This is a genomic window from Janthinobacterium lividum (genome assembly GCF_011601275.1).
Taxonomy (GTDB): Bacteria; Pseudomonadota; Gammaproteobacteria; order Burkholderiales; family Burkholderiaceae_D; genus Janthinobacterium; species Janthinobacterium lividum_E.
In genome coordinates this window covers 64938-85487 of record NZ_JAAOLY010000010.1, presented here as the reverse complement: position 1 = coordinate 85487, position 20550 = coordinate 64938, and the positions used below count along the sequence as shown (strand labels likewise).

The following is a 20550-nucleotide window of genomic DNA, read 5'->3' as shown; positions in this document are numbered from 1 at the left end:
GTCCCTAAGCAGCGGCCAGCGCCGCTTCGACTTGGTCAAGCAGGCGCGCTGGTTCCAGTCCCTGCCCCATCCGGCGGGCCACCTCGCGGCACGCCAGTGCGACCTCGGGCGCGGCCAGCAGGCGCGCCAGCTGCCGCCGCATGCGCCCTGCCGACAGCCGTTTGGCCAGCAAGACATCCCCCACGCCGAGCCGTTTGACCCGCCAGCCGTTATCGAACTGGTCGTACGCAAACGGCACGATCAGCTGCGGAATGCCCGCGCGAAAAGCCTCCGCGCTGGTGCCGATGCCGCCGTGGTGCACCACGGCCGCCACGCGCGGCAACAGGGCCGCAAACGGCGCGTGCGCCTGCCACAGAACGCTGGCCGGCAAGTGCTGCGGCACTTGGGCCGCATGGGGTGTAATGAACAGGCCGCGCCGCCCCAGCCGCCGCAAGACGTCCAGGGCGATGCTGAAATAGCGCTGCGCGTGCTGGTGGCCGGTACCGGGCGTAAACACGATGGGCGGCGCGCCCTCGCCGAGAAAACGTTCCAGCTCGGGTGACAACGCTGCCTGGCGCTCCACGGCGCCGGTGAAACCGGCTTGCACGAAGTGCGGCGGCCAGTCCGCCTGCGGGGTGGCGAACCACGCGGGAAACAGCCCCAGCGAAGCATCCGGCGCGGCCAGCATGTGCGCAAAAAAATGCGACTCCGGCGGCAAGCCGTGCTGCGTACGCGCGGCATTCAGGCCGGGCAGCATCAGCGGGTCGATCATCGTGCGGTGGATCATCCGCCACAGGGCCTGGCGCCAGGCCAGCGGCACCCAGGCGGGAATGCGTAGCGATCCCGTCGTCAGCAAGTCATGGCTGCTGCACAAATTCGATGGCGCCAGATACGCCGCGACGATGCGCAGGTCAGGCCGCGCGGAGCGTGCCAGGGCGGCCATCGGTACGAGGATGGGATGGCACAGCACCACGCACGCCTCGCCGGCCGGCAAGCCTTGCACGACGTCGCGCAGGGCGCCTAGGTGCGGCACGAGGCCTTTCCATACCACGCCCCAGCCCTTGCGCTCATCCCACAGGCCGGGGTCGCCCAGCATGGCCTGGCCCTCTTGCGCGCTGCCGAAGGTGTGATAGGGCAGACTTGACGCCTGCGCGGCCGCTTCCTGCCAGCCCGGCACGAGCAGCAGCACGCGCCGGCCCCGTTGCTGCAAGCCCTGCGCCAGCGCGATAAACGGCTGCATGTCGCCGCCCGTACCGCTGCTGGCCACGATGACGAGCGGGGTGGCGGCGGCCTGACCCGCCAATGCGTCAGCTTGGAGCAGCATCGAGCGCTTCGCCGATCGCATAGAATCGCCCGCCGGCGATATAGTGCAGGCTGCGCCACGATGGATCGGCGTCTTCGAAATGCCAGTGCCCGTCGCGGAACACGCGCGTGTCGGCCCAGGCACCCACCACTTCGCCGATGAACAGGTCATACGCGGTCTGGTTGTGCGGCTCGGGGATCAAACGGCATGCCAGCCAGGCGGAACACCCGGCCACGAACGGCAAATCAAAGCCGTCCATGTGAAACAGCCGCACGCCGGCGCGCGCCAGTTTGTCGGGTTGCGCATCGAGGCCATGCGTGCCGACGGCGTGGGTCAGCTGCAACTGCGCCGCCGTCGGCACCTGGATGACGAACGTGCCGCTGCCTTCGACCAGCGCGCGCGTGCGCGTCGCCTTGTCCAGCACCACGGTCAGTTTCGGCGGAGAGAAATCGAGGGCGCAGGCCCAGGCGGCGGCCATCACATTCTCGATGCCGTCATGGCGGGCCGAGACGAGGATGGACGGGCCGTGATTGAGCAGCCGATACGCTTTTTCCAGCGGCACGGCGGCGATGTGGCCGTGCGCATCGCCCCCGCTTTTCAGCGACAGCAGCATGTCCCACCGGTCGATGCCAGGCCCGAAGCCGTCCGGCGTCACCTTGACTGTCTCAAAGCCGAAGCGCGCATAAAAAGCCTGCGTGTGCTGGCTGGTGTTCATGCTCACCTTGGCCACGCCCGGCACGGCGCGGATGGCGTCCAGGCGTGCCTGCGTCAACGCGCGACCCAGTCCCTGCCCATGCAGATCCTGCGCCACCATGCCCCAGCACAGGCTGGCGACCGTACCGCCCGCATCGAGCGCATGGCCGCCGCAGGCGACGATGCCCCCATCGCGTTCGATGACCAGGTACGGATGGGTCGAATTTTCCAGCCACGCGGCAAAGTCCGCGCGCTCGGACGGGTCGAAAAAACGCGGCGTATTGCCGTCGAAAAGGGCCAGGCAGGCGTCGCGGTCGCCGGCCTGGTAAGGGCGTACTGTTTGCATTTTTTGTACTCAAAAAAACATGAACGGCAATTATAAGGGGCGCGCGGTCAAGCCAGCTGCTCCGGGCCGACGACGTGCACGCCCGGCGCGCCAGCCAGCGCCGCTTCCAGCAAGGCGCTGGCGATATGCGGCGCGGGATTGATGCGCCAGCGGCGCGGCAGCACGGGTCCCAGCACGCGCAGGATGCGCAATGCGGCGCCCTCGCCCGCCCGAGCTTCATCGCGTGCGCCGCCGATCAGGCCTGGCCGCACGTGGGTAAGCGATGCAAAGCCCAGCGCTTCCAGGTCGCGTTCCAAGTCTCCCTTGACGCGGTTGTAGAAAAAACGCGAGGCCGCGTTGGCGCCGGCGGCGGAATTGAGCGCATACGTGCGCGTGCCGGCCGCCAGCGCCAGCCGCGCCGCGGCCAGCGGATAGTCATGGTCGACTCTCCGGAACGCCTGCCGCGTGCCCGCCACCTTCATGGTCGTGCCCAGGGTGCAGATGACGGCATCCGCCTGCCACCAAGGGGCATCGGCCGGCAAGCGGTCGAAGTCGATGAGCGGCGCATCAAGCTTGGGATGCGCCGGCAGGGATTTGCGCACCGGCGCGACGATGGCCGTGACGCGCAAGTCACTCAGCGCCAGGCGCAGCACTTCTCGGCCCACCAGGCCGGTGGCGCCTATCAGTATCAACTTCATTCCTTCTCCCGCATGCACTGGACGCCACACGATACAGCATCAGGCGCCCGCGTGCGTGTGATAGATCTTGCTGACGATGGTCCACTCGCCCTGCACCTTGAGCAGGTTGAAAAAATCGGTGAAGCGGAAGCCCGAGATGTCGTCCGTATCGACGCGCGCGCTGGCCGCCGTGCCCACGATATCGATCCTCGCGATGGCCGCCTTTGCCTGTGGCGATGGCCGGAACGCGCTGTCGATGATTTCGAACAGGCCTTCGATGGGCCCGCCCGTCAATTGATCGTCGCCGTCGACGCCGAAAATGGTGGCCTGGCTGCTGAAGGCCGGGCGCATGATGCTGCTGTCGGCCTGCGCGCCGCCCGCATTGTATTGATTCAGCACGGCGATGATGGCCTGGTAATCCTGCACATAAGTGGTGGTGTTCATGGTGCGCTCCTTGGTTGGGTGAAAAGAAAAATCAGGACTGGCTGACGGGCCAGTCTGTGTAGCCGCTGGCGCCGCCGCCGTAATATGCTGCGCGCGGCGCTTCGGTCAGCGCCACGCCACGGCGCAGGCGGGCCACGAGGTCCGGGTTGGCGATAAAGGGACGGCCGAAGGCCACCGCATCGACCCTGCCTTGCGCGCGGCGCGCCTGCGCCAGCGGCAAGTCGTAATGGTTGTTGCCGATGTAGGGGCCGCTGAACAGCGCCCGCAGCGCGTCGAGGTCGACGCCGTCCGGCACATCGCGCGAGGTGGCCGTGGCGCCCTCGACGAAGTGCAGGTACGCCAATCCATGACGGTTCAGTTGCTCGATCAGGTAGCCGTAGGTGGCCATCACGTCGCTGTCGACGGGCGTGTTGCCCGCGTCGGGCGTGACGGGCGACAAACGGATACCGACCCTTGCTGCGCCCCACACGTTCACCACGGCGTCCGTCACTGCCAGGGTCAGCCGCGCGCGGTTTTGAATACTGCCGCCATACGCATCCGTGCGCCGGTTGGTGGAATCGCGCAGGAACTGGTCGAGCAGGTAGCTATTGGCCGAATGCACCTCGACGCCATCGAAACCGGCGCGCAGCGCACACGCGGCCGCATGCGCATACTGGGCGACGATGCCGGCGATTTCCCGCGTTTCCAGCGCGCGCGGCATGGAGACAGCTTGCATGCCGCTGGCCGTGTAGGTGCTGCCCTCGGCCCGGATGGCGGAAGGCGCGACGGGCGCGGCGCCGCCGGGCTGCAGGCTCGTATGCGAAAAGCGTCCCACATGCCACAGCTGGCAGACGATCTTGCCGCCCGCCGCATGCACGGCATCGGTGACCAGCTTCCAGCCAGCCACCTGCTCGTCCGTCCAGATGCCCGGGGTCAGGGCATAACCGCGCGCCTGGGGCGAGATATTCGTCGCCTCGCTGATGATCAGGCCGGCGCTGGCCCGCTGGGCGTAATACTGGGCGTGCAAGGCGTTCGGCACGCCATCGTCCCCCATGCGGCTGCGCGTGAGCGGCGCCATGACGATGCGGTTGGCCAAGGCCAGCGCGCCCAGGTCGACTGGAGTAAATAAATCGCTTTCATGCTGTTCGTTCATCGTATGGCTTTCATATTCTGTGAGAAAAACCAGTAACAACTGACCGGTCGTCTAGTTAATGGTTAAAAAAACGGCTAGGACAGCAGCCGTTGCGTGGTCGACATGGCGGCGTCGAACGGTCCGCCGTTCCTGGCCACCTTGACCATCAGCGAAGCGCCCAGCCACAGCTGGTACAGCGATTCGGCCAGCACGCGCGCCGGCGTCGCCGTCGTCACGGAACCGTCGAGGTGGCCCGCTTCGATGCACTGCGTCAGGCGTTCCAGGATGGCGCCCGTGCCCTGCTGCAGTACGGCGCCCATGTCCACGGACAAGTCGCACACTTCGGCGCCCAGCTTGACCACCAGGCATTTGCCTTCCGGCGCGCTGCCGGCCTGGGTCGCGCTCCAGTAGTCAAAATACGCGAGCAGGCGCTCGCGGGCATTGCCCGGGCCGTCCAGCAAGGCGTCGACCGTCTGCAGATAGGTGGTGAAATAGTCGTCGAGCAAGGCTTGGCCAAACTCTTCCTTCGACTTGAAATAATAGTAGAACGAGCCTTTCGGCACGCCGGCCGCCGCCACCAGTTCGGCCAGGCCCACGGCCGTATAGCCCTTCTCGGCCATCAGGGCCTTGGCGATGTCGATCAGGTGCTGGCGCATGTCGGCGGAAGATTTTTTGCTCATGCGGCCAGTATAGCAAAAAATCTGACCGGTCGTCTAGTAAACTGCCCCCTGCTCCGCCATCACCCCAGGCGCAGCGCCAGCGCGGCCAGGGTCACAAGCAGCACGGGCACGGTCAGCACGATGCCGACGCGGAAATAGTAGCCCCAGGAAATGTGGATATTCTTGCTGTCGAGCACGTGCAGCCACAGCAAGGTAGCCAGGCTGCCGATGGGCGTGATCTTCGGTCCCAGGTCGCTGCCGATGACGTTCGCGTAGATCATCGCTTCGCGCACGGCCCCCTGCGCCGTCGTCGGGTCGATGGCCAGCGCGCCCACGAGCACCGTCGGCAGGTTGTTCATCACGGACGACAACAAGGCCGTCAGCACGCCCGTGCCCATGGCCGCGCCCCACACGCCGTACTGCGCAAAGTGGTTCAGCATGCCCGTCAGGTACGCCGTCAAGCCCGCATTGCGCAAGCCGTACACGACCAGGTACATGCCCAGCGAAAAGACGACGATTTGCCACGGCGCATGGCGCAGCACGTGGCGCGTGGAAATCACGTGGCCCCTGCCCGCCACGCCCAGCAGCAATGCGGCGCCCACGGCGGCGATCAGGCTGATGGGTACGCCCAGGGCTTCCTGCGAGAAAAATCCCGCCAGCAGCAGCGCCAGCACCAGCCAGCCGGCGCGGAAGGTGGCAAGGTCGCGGATGGCGGCGCCTGGCTGCTTGAGCTGCGCCGCTTCGTAGTCGGTCGGGATATCCTGGCGGAAAAAGATCAGCAAGGCCGCCAGGGTGGCGCCCACGGCGACGACGTTGACGGGCACCATCACGGACGCGTACTCGGCAAAGCCGATCTTGAAGAAATCGGCCGAAACGATATTGACCAGGTTCGACACCACGAGCGGCAGGCTGGCCGTGTCGGCGATGAAGCCGGCGGCCATCACGTAGGCCAGGGTGGCCCTGGCGGAAAACTTCAGCGCCCGCAGCATGGCGATGACGATGGGCGTGAGGATCAGCGCGGCGCCGTCATTGGCGAACACGGCGGAGACTAGCGCGCCCAGCAGGACCAGCAGCACGAACAGTTTCCTGCCGCTGCCCCCGCCCCAGCGCGCCACGTGCAAGGCGGTCCATTCGAAGAAACCGGCCGCATCCAGCAGCAGGCTGATGATGATCACTGCCACAAACGTGCCGGTGGCGTTCCACACGATATGCCAGACGACGGGAATGTCGCCCCAGTGGATGACGCCGGCCGGCAAGGCGACACAGGCGCCGATGACGGCGCTCCAGCCTATGCCCAGGCCGCGCGGCTGCCAGATGACGAGGATCAATGTGGCGAGAAAGATGAGGAAAGCGGTGAGCATGTGCAGTCGTCCGGGGAAAAAACGAGAATGATATTCAATATTTCAATATTACTGGAATTATCAAATAAATGTAAAGCGAGAAATGACCATTACCGCCTGATCACTGGCTATACTAGGACGATGCGTGGCCCGATGCGCGCCCCCTCACTCCCTCTGACCAACCAGGAAAGCATGCAAATGGCGCAATATAAAACTCCCGGCGTGTCTATCGTGGAAAAAAATGCGTTTCCCGATTCGGTCGTTGAAGTCGCGACGGCCGTGCCGGCCTTTGTCGGCTATACGGCCAGCGCCAGCCACGACGGCGATTCCCTGCGCAACCAGCCGTGGCGCATCGCTTCGATGACGGAATTTACAGCCTGCTTCGGCGGCGCGCCCATGCCCGGCTTCATGCTGGAGGCGGGCCACGCACCCGCGACGCCTGGCGGCGCGTCGTGCACGTTGCGCCAGGTCGCCGGCCAGTTCCTGCTGTATCACAGCATGCAGCTCTTCTTCCAGAATGGCGGCGGCGCCTGCCATATCGTCTCCGTCGGCGATTATCTTGACACGCCGGACATCGACACACTGCGCGCCGGCATCGATGCCCTGCTGCAGGAGCGGGAAGTCACGCTGCTGGCCGTGCCCGACGCCATGCTGCTGGCGCTGGACGACTGCCATGCGCTGCAACGGCACATGCTCATGCATTGCGGCCAGCAGATGCGGAACCGCTTCGCCATCCTCGACATCCACAATGGCGCGGCGCCGTTGACGGATGGACCCGTGGCCGCTTTCCGGGACGGCATCGGCAGCGACTCGCTGGCCTTTGGGGCCGCCTACTATCCGTGGGTACAGGCCACGGTCGTCTCGCTGGAGGAACTCAATTTCACCCACATCCGCACCAGCCAGTGGGCCGCGCTGCAAGATCTGCTATTGCAGGCGCTGGACGCCGGCGGGCAGCGGCAAGTGTCGGCCCTGTTCGAGCAAATGGCCATCGCGCAGTCTTCAGAAAACGGCCAGGCAGGCAGCGTCACCGCCATCGACCGTGCACTGCGCGCCATGAGTCCCCTGTACCGGCAACTGCTGCTGGCCATGCACGGCCAACTCAATCTGCTGCCGCCAGGCGCCGCGATGGCCGGCCTGTACACCATGACCGACAACACGCGCGGCGTGTGGAAGGCGCCGGCCAACGTGGGCATGGTGGCGGTCAGCGCGCCGGCCGTCAATATCACGCAAGAGGACCAGGAAGGCCTGAACGTGCACAGCACGGGAAAGTCGGTCAACGCCATCCGCAGCTTCGAAGGCGAAGGCACCCTGGTGTGGGGTGCGCGCACGCTCGACGGCAACAGCCTCGACTGGCGCTACATTAACATTCGCCGCACCATGATCATGCTCGAGCAGTCGCTGCGCCTGGCCATCCAGGCCTATGTGTTCGAGCCGAACGTGGTTAGCACCTGGGTCACCATCAGTAGCATGGCGAGCAACTTCCTGACCGGCATCTGGAAGCGCGGCGGCCTGGCCGGCGCCTCGCCGAGCGACGCCTTCCAGGTGGACGTCGGCCTGGGAACGACGATGACGGCCGAGGACATCCTGGAAGGCATCTTGCGGGTCACAGTACTGGTCGCCATCAGCCGCCCGGCCGAGTTCATCGAACTCACCTTCCAGCAGCAAATGCAGAAGTCGTGATACACCGGGCGGCGCCTAGCTGGCCTACTTGACTTACTTGAGCGCGATGGCGATATCGACCAGCCCCACCGCCCCGTTGCCGATGAGGGACGCCGCCGGCGTGGCCGCGCCGCCGCTCGGCACGGCCGCGCCCGTCGCCAGGTCGATGCGGTACAGGGAGCTTGGTCCCGTGGCCGACGTGCGCAAGGCCGCCAGGGCCAGGCCGTTGGCGCCGCCCGCGATATCAAAACCGACGTCGCCCGCCACGGCCACGCCCAGGACGCCCACATTCACCAAGGCGCCGTCGTTGGGCGGATTTTGCAGGGAGAGCGCCGCGCTGGCCGTGTCGATATCGAACAGCATGGTCGCCGTCGTACCGGCAAAGCTGTTGCTGTAGGCGGCTGCCGTGACGGTCGGCGCCGCGCCCGCGTGGTTGATGGCGCCGTCGGTGGTCGTGGCGCCCGTGTCGACATTGATGCGCAGGCTTTGCCCCGTGTTGCCGATCACGCGCAGGCGGTCGGCGACGGGATTGAAATCGACGCCAAAGGCCGTGCCGGCGATGGCCGTGTACGGCACAGTGACGTCCAACGCATCGGCGGCCAGCGTCGCCTTCACGGTGACGGCGCCCGTGGCCGGATCGATGGTGACGATGCGCCCCGCCGACGATATCCCGTACAGCAAGCCATCCTTGGGACGGATGTCAAAGCCCAGCAGGCGCTCGCCCGCCACCAAGCCTGTGACGGCCACGTTGGCGTCCAGCGTGTTCGGCGTGGCCGTCTTGAAGGTGACGATGCGGGCGTCGTCCGTCAAGCCATAGGCGACAGGCGCGGCCGGCGCTTTCAAGGCGATGCCGCGCAATTCTTCCGTCACGCCGACGGCCGCCACCAGGGTCGCCGGTGCCGTGCTGGCTGCCAGGTTCAGGGTGTACAGGTTGCGCGCGCCGGCTACCGTCATGACGGCGTAGCCCGTATTCGTGCGCGCATCGATGTCGAAGCCGGCCACGCCGGTGGCCGCCACACCCAGCGACACGGCGCCGGCCAGGGTGCCGTTGTTCGGCGGATTTTGCGTGTACAGCGTGGCGTTGGCCGCGTCGATGACAAATAAAGTGGTGCTGGCCGTGCCGGCAAAGCTGTTGCTGTAGGCCGCCGCCGTGATGGCCGTATTGGCGGCGCCGCCATTGATGGCGCCATCCGTGGTGGTGGCGCCCGTGTCGACATTGATGCGCAGGCTCTGGCCCGTATTGCTGACGATGCGCAGGCGGTCGGCGACGGGGTTGAAATCGACGCCGAACTCCGTGCCGGCCAGCGCCGTGTAAGGCGCCGTCGCATCGCCCGCATCGGCCGCCAAGGTGGCTTTCACGGTGGCTGCGCCCGTCACGCCATTCAGGATGTAGATGCGCCCCGTGCTGCCGACGCCATACAGCTGGCCATCGGCGGGACGGAAATCGATGCCCAGCAGGTTTTCGCCGGCCTGCAAGCCCGTCACTGTCGCCGTGCTGCGGATGGTGGCCGGCGTGGCGCGGTCGAACGACAGCAGCTTGTTGCTGGCGGTGAGCACGAAGACATCGCCAGCCACTACCACGGGCGGCGGTGGCGTGACGACGACATCGTCGTGGTCGCTGCCACCGCCGCAAGCGGACAAGGTCATGGCGACGGCGGAAACAAGCAGCAGCTTGGCGAATGGCAAGGTTGGCAGTGGTGACATGGTCGTGGTCCCGATAGAGTGAGTGGAGGTGCCGCTCATGCCGCCGTTGCGGCGAGCGCACCCCTGTACTACTCGCCGTGCCCGCGTTTGGATGCAGCCATGCAAAAAAATTTATTCCGGCGCAATTTATGCTTGTGTTTAGGCAACTTTCTCAGTGTATAGTCTTGGACAGGATATCCAAAAACATGGGGCGGACTATGGCAGTCGTGTATCAGACAACCGTATTGGGCGATGCGCAGCTGCGCGTAGCCTTGGTGGAACGCGGCAGCGCCGACCTGCTGGTGCATCGCGTGAGCAGCTTCGGCCTGGCGCGCAGCGACGCCCAATGGTTCGTCACCCGTGACCGTCAGAGCGCCACGGTAATCGTCTGCTTCACCTCGCAAGGCATGGCGCAGTTGAAAATCTGCTTTGTCGACAGCTACGGCGAAGCGGGCTGGCAGGTGCCACGCCCGCACCATATCCAGCTGTAGCGCAAAAGGTCCGTACACACTGACTTGAAGGGAGCATTGCCATGGATTTGATTTTGCTGGAACCCGGCAACGGGGAGCTCGTGTTCGGCAAGACGCCGGGTGATGGCAATGCCGGCATCGACGCCATCTGGCGCGACGCCGCTGCGCTGCAGGGCATGGGTCCATGCATCGAGCTGGTCTCGCTGCACCAAGGCATGAAGCAGCAAATAACGACGGACGTCAGCAATTCTGCGCGCACATCCGGACGACCCGTGATCACGGAATTTACCTGCGTCAAATATGTCGACCAGACGTCCGTCAAGCTGTATGAACTGTGCCTGCGCGCCGAGCCGCTGGGCCGAGGTGCGGCCCAGCCGACCAAGCTGTACATCGCCCGCAACGCAGGCGACAAGACGGTCAACATCATCACCATCTCGCTGCGCGACGCGCTGATCAGCGAAATCCAGCTGCAAACCCATCCTGACGACATGCCCACCGAACAGTTCAAGCTGAACTTTACGGAAATCCTCTGGAGCCACAGCGTGCAGCAGGCCGACGGCAAGCCCGGCCCCCAACACACGGCAGGCTGGAGCCTGCCGCGCAACCGCCCGATCGGGGCCTTTACGGCATGATAAAGATGACCTTCGCCTGCTCGCCCCGGCAGTCCCGGCGTCTGGCATGGTAGACATTCAGCAAGACACACGCGATAAGGATACCCGCATGAGCAACTACATCCGCATCGCCGGCAGCCCCGCCACCGGTATCGTACTGCTGGGCGACGATGGCACGGTGCGCAGCCTGGCCCAGGTCGAGCCGAACTTGTACTGGCGGGACTGTGCTAGGGCCCCTGGCTTCCTACCTGGCGATACGGCGTTCGCCTGCCTGCTCGGCGACAGCGTCGGCTACACCACGCTGGTCCATGGCACTGCCATCCGTTTTCTCGCCGCCCTGGGCCAGCCGCAGGCGCGCTGGAAAGACGTCGCGGGGCCGCCTGCCGGCACCGGCATGGCCGGCCTGGCCGGCGACCACCATCACGGCTACCTGCTGCTGGCCGCCGATGGCCACGGCCTGTACCGGCTGGACAGGTCCGCCAATGGCAATGGTGAGTGGAATGCATGGGAGCGCTGCGCCGCCCTGCCCACGCTGTTGCGCGGCAAGGCTGCCCTGATCGCCGGCGACTGGCAGCATGGCATGCTGGCGGTGGGCGACGGTGCGGCAGCAAAACTGCCGCACGCCAACGACGCCTGGACGGCGCTGCCGCCGCCACCGCTGGCCATCGAGATGGTGACGGGTAATTTCCATGATGGCTTCATCGCCTATGGCGAGGGGCAGCTGTGCATGCTGGACTCGGGCGCCCAGCCAAGGTGGAGTCGCCTGAGCATGCCAAACTTCGATTTGCGTGCCCTGTCCGGCGACCCGGTCCACGGCGTGGCCGCCGTGCTGGCCGATTCCAGCGGCGACGGCACCCTGGTCGCGTATGCCCTGCGTCCGGGACGGGAACCGTGGTCGCTGGCGCTGGCGCCGCCAAGGCCTGCCGCCTAGCCCCTACTCTTCCAGCCCGCCCCCCAGCGCCTTGTACAGCGCCACGGCAGACTTGAACTGGTCGCGCCGCGCGTCGAGCAACGTCTGCTGCGCCGCATACGACTGGCGCTGCGCGTCGAGCAATTCCAGGCGGCTGTCCTGGCCCGCGTCGTAGCGCAGCTGCGACAGCCGCTGGCGCTGCCGCGCCGCCGCCACCACGCGCTGCTGGGCATCGATCTGCTGCGCGTACGTGGCGCTGCCGGCCAGGCCGTCGCGCACGTCGCGGAAGGCCGACTGGATCGCCTGCTCGTACTGCAGCACGGCCACGTCCTTGCGCAGGCGCGACAGCTGCAGTTCCGCGCGCAGCTGGCCCCCCTGGAACAGCGGCTGCGTCACTTGCGGCGCGAACGACCAGCTGCGCGCGCTGCCACGGAACAGGTCGCCCAGCTCCGGGCTGGCAAAGCCCAGCGACGCCGTCAGCGACAGGCGCGGGAAGAAGGCGGCGCGGGCGGCGCCGATTTCCGCATTCGCCGCCACCAGCGCATATTCCGCCTGCAGGATGTCCGGGCGGCGCGCCAGCAAGTCCGACGGCAGGCCGGCAGGCAGCTGTGTCAGCACGGGCTGGCCGTCGAGCGGACGGCCAGCCGGCAAGTCCGTCGGCAGCGGCGCACCGAGCAGCAATTCCAGGTTGTTGCGCGCCAGGGCACTGGCCCGTTCGCGCGCCTGCACGTCCGCCTCCGCCGTGGCGGCCTGCCCTTCCGCCTGCGCCACGTCCAGGCCGCTGCCCTGCTGCGCGCCGTGCAGGCGCTGCGTCAGAAGCAAGGCCTGGCGCCAGTCGAGCAGGGTCTGCCGCGCCAGCGCCAGCTGCTCTTCCGCCAGCCGCTGCTCCAGATACGCATCGGCCACGGCGCCGATCAGGGCCATGTGCGCGGCGCGCTGGCCCTGCTGCGTGGCCAGGTAGCGGGCAAACGCGGCGTCCGACAGGGAGCGCAGGCGGCCGAACAGGTCGATCTCGAACGCGCTCATGGCGATGCCGGCAGTGAACTGATTCTGTGTCACCGCATCGGCGCCGCGCTGGCGCACGCCGCCCGCATTGGCGCCGATGGCCGGATAGCGGCCCGCATCCTGGATCTGGTACTGGGCCCGCACGGCTTCCACGTTGAGGGACGCCACGCGCAAGTCGCGGTTGTTTTCCAGGGCGATGTCGACCAGGCGCTGCAGGCGTGCATCGAGCAGCATCTGGCGCCAGCCCAGGTCGGCCGCAGTGTCGCCCATGGCTGGCGCGGAAACCTCGGCATACGCGGCAGGGATCGGCGCCGCCGGCTTGACCAGCGGCGGCGTCAATGAACACGCCGACAAGGCCAGCGCGGCCAGGGGCGTAATAAAGAATAAACGCATTACAACTCTCCTTCCACCGCCTTGACGGCGATGCGATGACTGCGTTTGTTGAAATAACTGCTCATCTTGTCGACGGCGCCCAGCACCACGACAAAGAACACGGGCACGAAAAACACGGCCAGCACGGTGGCGGTGATCATGCCGCCGAACACGCCCGTGCCGATCGCGTGCTGCGTCTCGGCGCTGGCGCCCGTGGCCAGCATCAGCGGCACCACGCCCAGCGCGAACGCCAGTGACGTCATCAAGATCGGGCGCAGGCGCAGGCGGGCCGCCTCCACGGTCGCCTCGACCAAGCCCTTGCCTTGCGCCTGCAGCTGGCGCGCATATTCGACGATCAGGATCGCGTTCTTCGCCGACAGGCCGATGATCGTGATCATGCCCACCTTGAAGAACACATCGTTCGGCATGCCGCGCAACATCACGGCCAGCACGGCGCCCAGCAATCCCAGCGGCACGACCAGCATCACGGAGACGGGAATCGACCAGCTTTCATACAGGGCCGCCAGCACGAGGAAGACCACCAGCATCGACAGCGCCATCAGCATGGGCGCCTGCGAGGCCGATTCCTTCTCTTGCAGCGACTGGCCCGTCCACGCCAGCGCGAAGCCGGGTGGCAGCTGCTTCACGAGACGCTCCATTTCCAGCATGGCGTCGCCGCTCGACACACCCGGTGCCGCACTGCCCGAAATGCGCGCCGCAGGATAACCCTGGTAGCGCACCAGCTGCAGCGGCGATTCGCTCCACACGGGGCGCACCAGTTCACCCAGCGCCACCATGCCGCCCGCGTTATTGCGGATGCGCAGGGCCAGCACGTCGTTCAACTGCATGCGCGACGGCGCATCGGCCTGGATGATCACCTGCTGCATGCGGCCGGCATTCGGGAAATCGTTGACATAGGTCGAGCCCATGGCCGCCGTCAGCATGTCGGCAATCGCCGTAAACGATACGCCCAGCGCTTCGGCCTTGGTGCGGTCGATATCGAGGCGCACGCTGGCGCCGGGCGGCAAGCCGTCCGGATACACGCCCGCCACCTTGTTGCTTTGCGCGGCCAGGCCCAGCAGCTGGTTCTGCGCCGCCTGCAGGGCTTCAATGCCCTGGCTGGCGCGGTCTTGCAGGCGCAGGGAAAAGCCGGAAGAATTGCCCAGTTCATCGATGGCGGGCGGCATCAGGCTCATGATCACGCCCTCCTTCGCCTGCGACATGGCGGCCTGCGCCAGCGCCACTTCTTCCTGCGCCGTGGCGCCGTTGCGCTCTTTCCAATCCTTCAGCATGGTGAAGGCCAGGCCCGCGTTCGGGCCCGCACCGGAAAAACTGAAGCCAAGAATAGACTGGTTCACTTCGATACCGGGCCGGGTGGCCACGTGCTGCTCGTACAGTTTGACGACATCGAGCGTGCGCTCCATGGTGGCGTCGGACGGCAGCTGGATCGAGGTGATGAAGTATCCCTGGTCCTCTTCCGGCAAGAAGGCCGACGGCAGTTGCATGAAAGCCATGCCCAGCGCCGCGACGATGGCGCCATATAGCACCATCGAGCGGCCCGCGCGTTTCACCATCGCCACCACGCCTTTTTCATAGCGGGCCGTCATGCGTTCAAACTGGCGGTCGAACCACAGGAAGAAGCCCTTCTTGTCATGGTCGTGCGGACCGATGGGTTTCAACATGGTGGCGCACAATGCCGGCGTCAGGGTCAGCGCCAAAAACGCCGAGAACAGGATCGACACGGCCATGGCCAGTGTGAACTGGCGGTAGATGGCGCCCACGGAACCGCTGGCCAGGGCCATCGGGATGAACACGGCCGTCAGCACCAGGGTGATGCCCACTACCGCCCCCGTGATTTCACGCATGGCTTTCGACGTCGCCTCCTTCGGCGACAAGCCTTCGGTCGCCATCAGGCGCTCGACGGCTTCCACCACGACGATGGCGTCATCGACGATGATGCCGATGGCCAGCACCATGCCGAACATGGTCAGCACGTTGACGGAGTAGCCGGCCATCAGCATGACCGTAAAAGTGCCCATCAGCGCGATTGGCGCGACGATGGCGGGAATCAGGGTATAGCGTATCTTTTGCAGGAACAGGTACATGACGAGGAATACCAGCACCATCGCTTCCAGCAAGGTGACGACCACCTTTTCAATCGATATCTTCACGAACGGCGCCGTATCGAACGGCACTGAATACTTGATCCCGGCCGGCATGGTGTGCGCCAGTTCGGCCATGCGCGCACGCACGGCGCTGGCCGTCTGTACGGCATTGGCCCCCGGCGACAGCATGACGGCGGCGCCCGACGCGGCTTGGCCGTTTTCGCGGATGCTGAAATTGAAGCTTTGCGCGCCCAGCGACACTTTCGCCACGTCGCCGATGGTCACTTTCGAGCCGTCCGCATTCGCGCGCAGCACGATGGCCGCGAACTCCTGTGGCGTTTGCAACTGGCCCTGCACCGTCAGCGGGATGGTCACGCGCTGGCCGTGCACGGCAGGCGAGTCACCGAGGCGGCCCGGCGCGATCTGCGCATTTTGCTGCGCGATGGCGGCCGTCAGCTCGCCCATGGCGATGTTGTACGACACCAGCTTGGCAGGATCGACCCAGATGCGCATGGCGCGCTCGGAGCCGAACAGCTGCACCTTGCCCACGCCGGGAATGCGACGCAGTTCTTCCGTCACGTTGCGCGCCAGGTAGTCGCCCAGCGCCACTTCGTCATGCTGGCCATTGTCGGAAATCAGGCTGACGATCATCAAAAAGCCGGACGACGCCGATTCCACCGTCAAGCCGTTTTGCCGCACGGCTTGCGGCAGGCGCGGTTCGATGGCTTTCAGGCGGTTTTGCACGTCCACCTGGGCCATTTCCGGATTCGTGCCGGGCTGGAAGGTGACGTTGATCGACGCCGAGCCCGAGGTATCGGTGGACGACTCGAAATACAGCAAGTGCTTGACGCCCGACAGTTCGCGCTCGATCAGGCTCACCACGGAATCGTTCATGGTTTGCGGCGTGGCGCCAGGGTAGTTGGCGCTGATGCTGACGCTGGGCGGCGCCACCGAGGGGAAGCGCGCAATCGGCAATTGCGGTATGGCGATCAGTCCGAACAGGACGATGAAGACCGCCACCACCCACGCAAAGACGGGGCGGTTGATGAAAAATTGAGGCATGTCGTTAAGCTTTCATGGTATTCAAATGGCGCATCAATGCGCCTTGGCGGCAGCAGTTGCCGCAGTTGCAGCCACGGCGGCGGCGCGCTTCCACGGTTGCGGCGCGGCGGTGGCGCCCGGCTGCAAGCGTTCCTGGCCTTCGATGACGACGGTTTCGCCCGCCTTCAAGCCGCCGTTGACCACGTACTGGTGGTCGATCACGTCACCCACGGCGATGGTTTTGAGGCTCGCTTTGTTCGTGCCATCGAGGACCCAGGCCTGCGCCTGGCCGCCGCTGCTGTGCAAGACGGCCTGCTGCGGCAGCAGCACGCCATTTGCCTGCACGGCGCGGGCGATGCGGGCGCGCACGAACATGCCAGGCAAGAGCTGGCGCTGAGGATTGTCGACCAGCACGCGGATGACGGCATCGCCCGTGCCCGCATCGACGCTGATGCCCGAGAACAGGATGCGGCCCGTGACGGGATGCGGCTGGCCATCGGCCCCCAAAATGGTCACGGGCAGCTTGTCGGCGCCCCCGTTGCCCGAGGCTTGCAAGGCGGCCAGCGCGGCGGCCGGCTGGCGCACGTCGACATACACCTTGTCGATCTGCTGGATGCGCGCCATCGGCGTGGCGTCAGCCAGGCCCACGAGCGCGCCTTCCGTCACCAGTTCGGAGCCGATGCGCCCGGCAATCGGCGCCTCGATGCTGGCAAAGGCCAGGTCCAGGCGGCGGCGCGCCAAGGCGGCACGCGCCTGCGCCACGGTGGCCACGGCTTGCTCGCGCTGGGCCACGGCGTCGTCATAGGCCTGGCGGCTGATGGCGTCCGCTTCCACCAGCGGTTTTAACCTGTCGGCCTGGCTGCTGGCGCGGTTTGCCGTGGCCACCGCATGCTGCAGGGCGGCGGCGGCCGAATCGACGTCCGCCTGGAACGGCGCCGGATTGAGCTGGAACAGCTTCTGTCCCGCTTTCACTTCGGCGCCCTGCTCGAACTGGCGGCGCAGCACGATGCCGCCCACCTGCGGGCGGATGTCGGCCGTGCGGAAGGCGGCCACCCTGCCCGGCAATTCGTCGCTGAGGACGACGGGCGCCGCTTGCAGCTTGAGCACCGTGACGGCGGCGGGCGGCGCGGCGCCTTCTTCCGGCGCGGGCTTGGAACAGGCGGCAAGACTGAGCAGTGCCGCGGCGATCAACGTGTTTTTCCTGGTGAGGTACTTTACTGGCATGACTTTTCTCTATGGCTGATCCCAACCGGCAGTCCGGTCGACAGATAACAAGAGCATAGAAGGCCAACGTGGATGTTCCGTCAAAGAAATGTGGAGATTCGATGGAGACAGCGAAGAATGCTAGACTAATTGCATGAACTATCATCACAGCGCCAGCCAGCCCTCCTTCCTTGCCACCACGCCGCCTTCCGCCCTCGTCCTGATCGCCGAAGATGAACCGCAAATCGCCCGCATCCTCGCCGGTTACCTCGAGCGCGACGGCTACCGCACGGCCTTCGCGCACGATGGCCAGGAAGCGCTGCAGCAGCACCTGGCGCTGGCGCCGGACCTGCTGCTGCTCGACGTGCAAATGCCCCGTGTCGATGGCTGGGGCGTGCTGGCGGAAGTGCGGCGGCGCGGCGAAACGCCCGTCATCATGCTCACGGCCCGCGACCAGGACGCCGATAAACTGGCCGCCCTGCGCGTGGGCGCCGACGACTACATCATCAAGCCCTTCAATCCGGCCGAGGTGGTGGCGCGCGTGGCTGCCGTGCTGCGCCGCTCGCGCGTGCGCCACCATCCGGTGGGCGGCCAGCGCCTGCGCTGCGGCCCCATCGAAATCGACCAGGAAACGTATGTGGCCAGCGTGCTGCAGGAAGGCATGGCCCAGCCCCTCATGCTCAGCCTGACGTTGACGGAATTTCGCCTGCTGGCGCACCTGGCGCGTACGCCGCGCCGCGTCTGCAGCCGCCTGGAATTGCTCGAGTCGTGCATGCCCGAGAGCAATTCGATGGAACGCACGGTGGACAGCCACGTCAGCAAGCTGCGCAAGAAGCTGGAAGAAGCGGGCGTGATGAACATGCCGGCCAGCCTGCGCGGCGTGGGCTACCGGCTGGAAAGCGATCTCTGATGCGCTTCACTGGCCTGAACCGGCAAATCATCCTGTCGATGTCCGTGCTGATGGTGTGCAGCATCCTGATCATCTGGATCGGTTCCTGGACCTTCTTCGCCATCGCCTTCAAGATCGATCCCGGCATGCTGTCCGAGCCGGACGACTGGTCGCCCAGCACCGTCGAATGGCTGTGGATCTTCGCCATCACCGTCTTCGGCCTGGGCCTGGCCGCCTTTTTCGCCATCAAGCTGGCCGCGCGCATCTTAAAACCGATCAATTCCGTGATGGACAGCGTGCGCCGCGTGGCCCACGGCGACCTGTCCGCGCGCGCCTTCGCGGGCGACCGCAGCCTGGGCGAGACGGCCATGCTGGTCGATGACTTCAACAGCATGGCCGAGCGCCTGCAGCGGGGGGCCAAGGAAAGCGAAACGTGGAATGCGGCCATCGCGCACGAACTGCGCACGCCCGTGACCATCCTGCGCGGCACCTTGCAGGGCGTCGTCGACGGCGTCTTCAAGCCCGAGGAAGTGCCGTTTTCCAGCCTGCTGGCGCAAGTCGAGGACCTGGGCCGCCTGATCGAGGACTTGCGCACCCTGAGCCTGGCCGACAGCGGCCACATGCAACTGCGCATGGCGTGGACGGACCTGACCCTGGAAATCGAGGAAGTGGGCCGCCTGCTGGCGCAGGAGATGGAAGCGGCCGGCTTTACCCTGCAGCTGTACCTGTCCGACCATCCCGTCTGCTGCGACGCGGCGCGCATCCGGCAAATCGTGCTGGCCCTGCTCGACAACGCGCGCCGCTACGCGCACCCGGGCTTGCTGCGCGTGCGCACCCGCGCACTGGCCGGCCAGTACTATCTGAGCGTCGAGGATGCGGGCCCCGGCATTGCAGAGGAACTGGCGCCGCACGTGTTCGAAGCCTTCCGCCGCGGCGACAGCGACGGCGGCGACCCGCATGCAGGCAGCGGCCTGGGTCTGGCCGTGGTCGAAGCCATCGCGCGCGCGCATGGCGGCAGCGCGGCCTGCACGCGCGGCAAGGCGGGCGGCAGCGTGTTCACCATCAAGTGGCCGGTCGAGCACGGCGCGCCGCCGGCCGCCTAAGCAAGACCGTCGGCGCGGACCATGTCGACAAAGGCGCGCAGCACGGCCGGCATCTGCCGCCGGCTCGGGTAGTACAGGAAGTAACGGGACGGCGGCGGCAGCCAGCTCTCCAGCACGCACGCCAGGCGGCCCGCCGCGATATCGGCGCGCGCATCGGCCTCGTACACATAGGCCAGTCCCGCCCCATCGCGGGCCGCGCGCAGCATCAGTTCATCATCGTCGAACACGAGCGGCCCGCCGACGGCGATGCTGACGCCCTCGCCCGCCTGCTCGAACTCCCACGCGTACTGGCGCCCGCTGGGAAAACGCCGGCCTATGCAGGCGTGGTTCAGCAGCGCGCGCGGCGTGGCTGGCACGCCATGCGCCGCCAAGTAGGCGGTCGACGCCACCACCACGAACGGTTGCGGCGCGCCCACGGGCACGGCGATCATGTCGGCCGCCACCTGCTCGCCGAAGCGGATGCCCGCGTCAAAACCGTCGCGCACGATATCGATCATGCCGTCGTCGGTCACCACTTCGACCTGCACGCGCGGATAGCGGGCGACAAAACCGGCCAGCATGGGCGCCAGCAGCAACCGGGCAGCCGGGCGGGGCACGTTCAGGCGCAGCTTGCCTGCGGGCACATCCTGCAAGGTGCTCAGATCCAGCAAGGCATCATCGATTTCGCGCATGGCCGGCGCCAGCCGCGCCAGCAGCAACTGGCCCGCCTCCGTCGGCGTGACGCTGCGCGTCGTGCGGTTGAGCAGGCGCACTCCCAGGCGCTCTTCCAGCGCGCGCAGCGCATGGCTGAGGGCGGAGGCGGACACGCCCCGTTCCAGGGCCGCCTTGCGAAAGCTGCGCAGGCGGGCGACGGCGGCAAAGGCCGTCAATTCGTTGAGGTCAGCCATCATTCATGAGATTCATTCAGTAATACGTGCAGGATTAGCTATCTTATCGCATGCTGTTCCTTCGCCCATACTCCTGGCATC

At 66.3% G+C, this 20550-nt stretch carries 18 protein-coding genes and 1 pseudogene; 6 read left to right on the top strand and 13 right to left on the bottom strand.

The window, feature by feature from the left end:
* Positions 1 to 4: 4 nt before the first annotated feature.
* From GYK42_RS16470 to GYK42_RS16440, 8 genes and pseudogenes are all read right to left on the bottom strand, one after another.
* The gene (locus GYK42_RS16470; RefSeq protein ID WP_166448356.1) at positions 5 to 1303 is read right to left on the bottom strand and encodes a glycosyltransferase; all 1299 of its coding nucleotides are present in this window, start codon (positions 1301 to 1303) and stop codon (positions 5 to 7) included.
* Positions 1287 to 1895, bottom strand: coding sequence for a flavin reductase family protein (locus GYK42_RS29295; protein ID WP_166448480.1), 609 nt, complete (start codon positions 1893 to 1895; stop codon positions 1287 to 1289). The genes GYK42_RS16470 and GYK42_RS29295 overlap by 17 nt, the downstream gene beginning before the upstream one ends.
* Before the next feature lie 21 nt (positions 1896 to 1916).
* Positions 1917 to 2321, bottom strand: a pseudogene (locus GYK42_RS29290) (GNAT family N-acetyltransferase); the annotation flags it as partial.
* 47 nt (positions 2322 to 2368) lie between these two features.
* Positions 2369 to 2998: an NAD-dependent dehydratase gene (locus tag GYK42_RS16460; protein WP_166448355.1), complete on the bottom strand. Its 630-nt coding sequence runs from the start codon at positions 2996 to 2998 to the stop codon at positions 2369 to 2371.
* A 39-nt stretch (positions 2999 to 3037) separates the two neighbouring features.
* On the bottom strand, positions 3038 to 3421 hold the full coding sequence (locus GYK42_RS16455; protein ID WP_166448354.1) for a nuclear transport factor 2 family protein: 384 nt from the start codon (positions 3419 to 3421) through the stop codon (positions 3038 to 3040).
* 31 nt (positions 3422 to 3452) lie between these two features.
* Complete coding sequence (locus GYK42_RS16450; RefSeq protein WP_166448353.1) at positions 3453 to 4553, bottom strand: alkene reductase; 1101 nt, start codon at positions 4551 to 4553, stop codon at positions 3453 to 3455.
* 74 nt (positions 4554 to 4627) lie between these two features.
* The gene (locus tag GYK42_RS16445) at positions 4628 to 5212 is read right to left on the bottom strand and encodes a TetR/AcrR family transcriptional regulator (protein ID WP_205711428.1); all 585 of its coding nucleotides are present in this window, start codon (positions 5210 to 5212) and stop codon (positions 4628 to 4630) included.
* 59 nt (positions 5213 to 5271) lie between these two features.
* Positions 5272 to 6552: an arsenic transporter gene (locus GYK42_RS16440; protein WP_166448352.1), complete on the bottom strand. Its 1281-nt coding sequence runs from the start codon at positions 6550 to 6552 to the stop codon at positions 5272 to 5274.
* Between the two features lie 177 nt (positions 6553 to 6729).
* Between GYK42_RS16440 and GYK42_RS16435 the strand changes: the two genes are divergently transcribed.
* On the top strand, positions 6730 to 8211 hold the full coding sequence (locus tag GYK42_RS16435; RefSeq protein ID WP_166448351.1) for a phage tail sheath family protein: 1482 nt from the start codon (positions 6730 to 6732) through the stop codon (positions 8209 to 8211).
* A gap of 33 nt (positions 8212 to 8244) precedes the next feature.
* Here the strand turns inward: GYK42_RS16435 and GYK42_RS16430 are convergent, their stop codons facing one another.
* Positions 8245 to 9894, bottom strand: coding sequence for a DUF4394 domain-containing protein (locus GYK42_RS16430; protein WP_240943619.1), 1650 nt, complete (start codon positions 9892 to 9894; stop codon positions 8245 to 8247).
* A 197-nt stretch (positions 9895 to 10091) separates the two neighbouring features.
* Between GYK42_RS16430 and GYK42_RS16425 the strand changes: the two genes are divergently transcribed.
* The 3 genes from GYK42_RS16425 to GYK42_RS16415 all read left to right on the top strand — a co-directional run bounded on the left by GYK42_RS16425 (position 10092) and on the right by GYK42_RS16415 (position 11885).
* The gene (locus tag GYK42_RS16425) at positions 10092 to 10364 is read left to right on the top strand and encodes a DUF6150 family protein (protein ID WP_166448350.1); all 273 of its coding nucleotides are present in this window, start codon (positions 10092 to 10094) and stop codon (positions 10362 to 10364) included.
* A 41-nt stretch (positions 10365 to 10405) separates the two neighbouring features.
* A complete protein-coding gene (locus tag GYK42_RS16420) occupies positions 10406 to 10975 on the top strand; it encodes an Hcp family type VI secretion system effector (protein WP_166448349.1) in 570 nt (189 codons plus the stop codon).
* A gap of 88 nt (positions 10976 to 11063) precedes the next feature.
* On the top strand, positions 11064 to 11885 hold the full coding sequence (locus tag GYK42_RS16415; protein ID WP_166448348.1) for a hypothetical protein: 822 nt from the start codon (positions 11064 to 11066) through the stop codon (positions 11883 to 11885).
* Between the two features lie 3 nt (positions 11886 to 11888).
* On the opposite strand, the gene GYK42_RS16410 is transcribed toward GYK42_RS16415, so the two are convergent.
* The 3 genes from GYK42_RS16410 to GYK42_RS16400 are packed head-to-tail and all read right to left on the bottom strand — an operon-like array spanning position 11889 to position 17611.
* Positions 11889 to 13262 (bottom strand): efflux transporter outer membrane subunit, encoded by a 1374-nt coding sequence (locus tag GYK42_RS16410; protein ID WP_166448347.1) that lies wholly within the window; start codon positions 13260 to 13262, stop codon positions 11889 to 11891.
* Positions 13262 to 16408 (bottom strand): efflux RND transporter permease subunit, encoded by a 3147-nt coding sequence (locus tag GYK42_RS16405; protein WP_166448346.1) that lies wholly within the window; start codon positions 16406 to 16408, stop codon positions 13262 to 13264. Before GYK42_RS16405 ends, GYK42_RS16410 begins: the two co-directional genes overlap by 1 nt.
* Before the next feature lie 33 nt (positions 16409 to 16441).
* Positions 16442 to 17611: an efflux RND transporter periplasmic adaptor subunit gene (locus GYK42_RS16400; protein ID WP_166448345.1), complete on the bottom strand. Its 1170-nt coding sequence runs from the start codon at positions 17609 to 17611 to the stop codon at positions 16442 to 16444.
* Positions 17612 to 17744: 133 nt separating this feature from the next.
* On the opposite strand from GYK42_RS16400, the gene GYK42_RS16395 reads away from it, so the two are divergent.
* On the top strand, positions 17745 to 18500 hold the full coding sequence (locus tag GYK42_RS16395; RefSeq protein ID WP_166448344.1) for a response regulator: 756 nt from the start codon (positions 17745 to 17747) through the stop codon (positions 18498 to 18500).
* A complete protein-coding gene (locus GYK42_RS16390) occupies positions 18500 to 19582 on the top strand; it encodes an ATP-binding protein (protein ID WP_166448343.1) in 1083 nt (360 codons plus the stop codon). The genes GYK42_RS16395 and GYK42_RS16390 overlap by 1 nt, the downstream gene beginning before the upstream one ends.
* Here GYK42_RS16390 and GYK42_RS16385 read toward each other — a convergent pair.
* The gene (locus tag GYK42_RS16385; RefSeq protein WP_346768101.1) at positions 19579 to 20472 is read right to left on the bottom strand and encodes a LysR family transcriptional regulator; all 894 of its coding nucleotides are present in this window, start codon (positions 20470 to 20472) and stop codon (positions 19579 to 19581) included. The two genes, GYK42_RS16390 and GYK42_RS16385, sit on opposite strands and share 4 nt — an antisense overlap.
* Between the last annotated feature and the right edge of the window lie 78 nt (positions 20473 to 20550).

Coding starts and splice junctions, on each gene's coding strand:
- GYK42_RS16435 (WP_166448351.1), top strand. CDS start 6,730: ATGGCGCAATATAAAACTCCCGGCGTGTCTATCGTGGAAAAAAATGCG.
- GYK42_RS16440 (WP_166448352.1), bottom strand. CDS start 6,552: ATGCTCACCGCTTTCCTCATCTTTCTCGCCACATTGATCCTCGTCATC.
- GYK42_RS16415 (WP_166448348.1), top strand. CDS start 11,064: ATGAGCAACTACATCCGCATCGCCGGCAGCCCCGCCACCGGTATCGTA.
- GYK42_RS16400 (WP_166448345.1), bottom strand. CDS start 17,611: ATGCCAGTAAAGTACCTCACCAGGAAAAACACGTTGATCGCCGCGGCA.
- GYK42_RS16460 (WP_166448355.1), bottom strand. CDS start 2,998: ATGAAGTTGATACTGATAGGCGCCACCGGCCTGGTGGGCCGAGAAGTG.
- GYK42_RS16430 (WP_240943619.1), bottom strand. CDS start 9,894: ATGTCACCACTGCCAACCTTGCCATTCGCCAAGCTGCTGCTTGTTTCC.
- GYK42_RS16450 (WP_166448353.1), bottom strand. CDS start 4,553: ATGAACGAACAGCATGAAAGCGATTTATTTACTCCAGTCGACCTGGGC.
- GYK42_RS16425 (WP_166448350.1), top strand. CDS start 10,092: ATGGCAGTCGTGTATCAGACAACCGTATTGGGCGATGCGCAGCTGCGC.
- GYK42_RS16410 (WP_166448347.1), bottom strand. CDS start 13,262: ATGCGTTTATTCTTTATTACGCCCCTGGCCGCGCTGGCCTTGTCGGCG.
- GYK42_RS16420 (WP_166448349.1), top strand. CDS start 10,406: ATGGATTTGATTTTGCTGGAACCCGGCAACGGGGAGCTCGTGTTCGGC.
- GYK42_RS16470 (WP_166448356.1), bottom strand. CDS start 1,303: ATGCTGCTCCAAGCTGACGCATTGGCGGGTCAGGCCGCCGCCACCCCG.
- GYK42_RS16445 (WP_205711428.1), bottom strand. CDS start 5,212: ATGAGCAAAAAATCTTCCGCCGACATGCGCCAGCACCTGATCGACATC.
- GYK42_RS29295 (WP_166448480.1), bottom strand. CDS start 1,895: ATGCTGCTGTCGCTGAAAAGCGGGGGCGATGCGCACGGCCACATCGCC.
- GYK42_RS16395 (WP_166448344.1), top strand. CDS start 17,745: ATGAACTATCATCACAGCGCCAGCCAGCCCTCCTTCCTTGCCACCACG.
- GYK42_RS16390 (WP_166448343.1), top strand. CDS start 18,500: ATGCGCTTCACTGGCCTGAACCGGCAAATCATCCTGTCGATGTCCGTG.
- GYK42_RS16455 (WP_166448354.1), bottom strand. CDS start 3,421: ATGAACACCACCACTTATGTGCAGGATTACCAGGCCATCATCGCCGTG.
- GYK42_RS16405 (WP_166448346.1), bottom strand. CDS start 16,408: ATGCCTCAATTTTTCATCAACCGCCCCGTCTTTGCGTGGGTGGTGGCG.
- GYK42_RS16385 (WP_346768101.1), bottom strand. CDS start 20,472: ATGATGGCTGACCTCAACGAATTGACGGCCTTTGCCGCCGTCGCCCGC.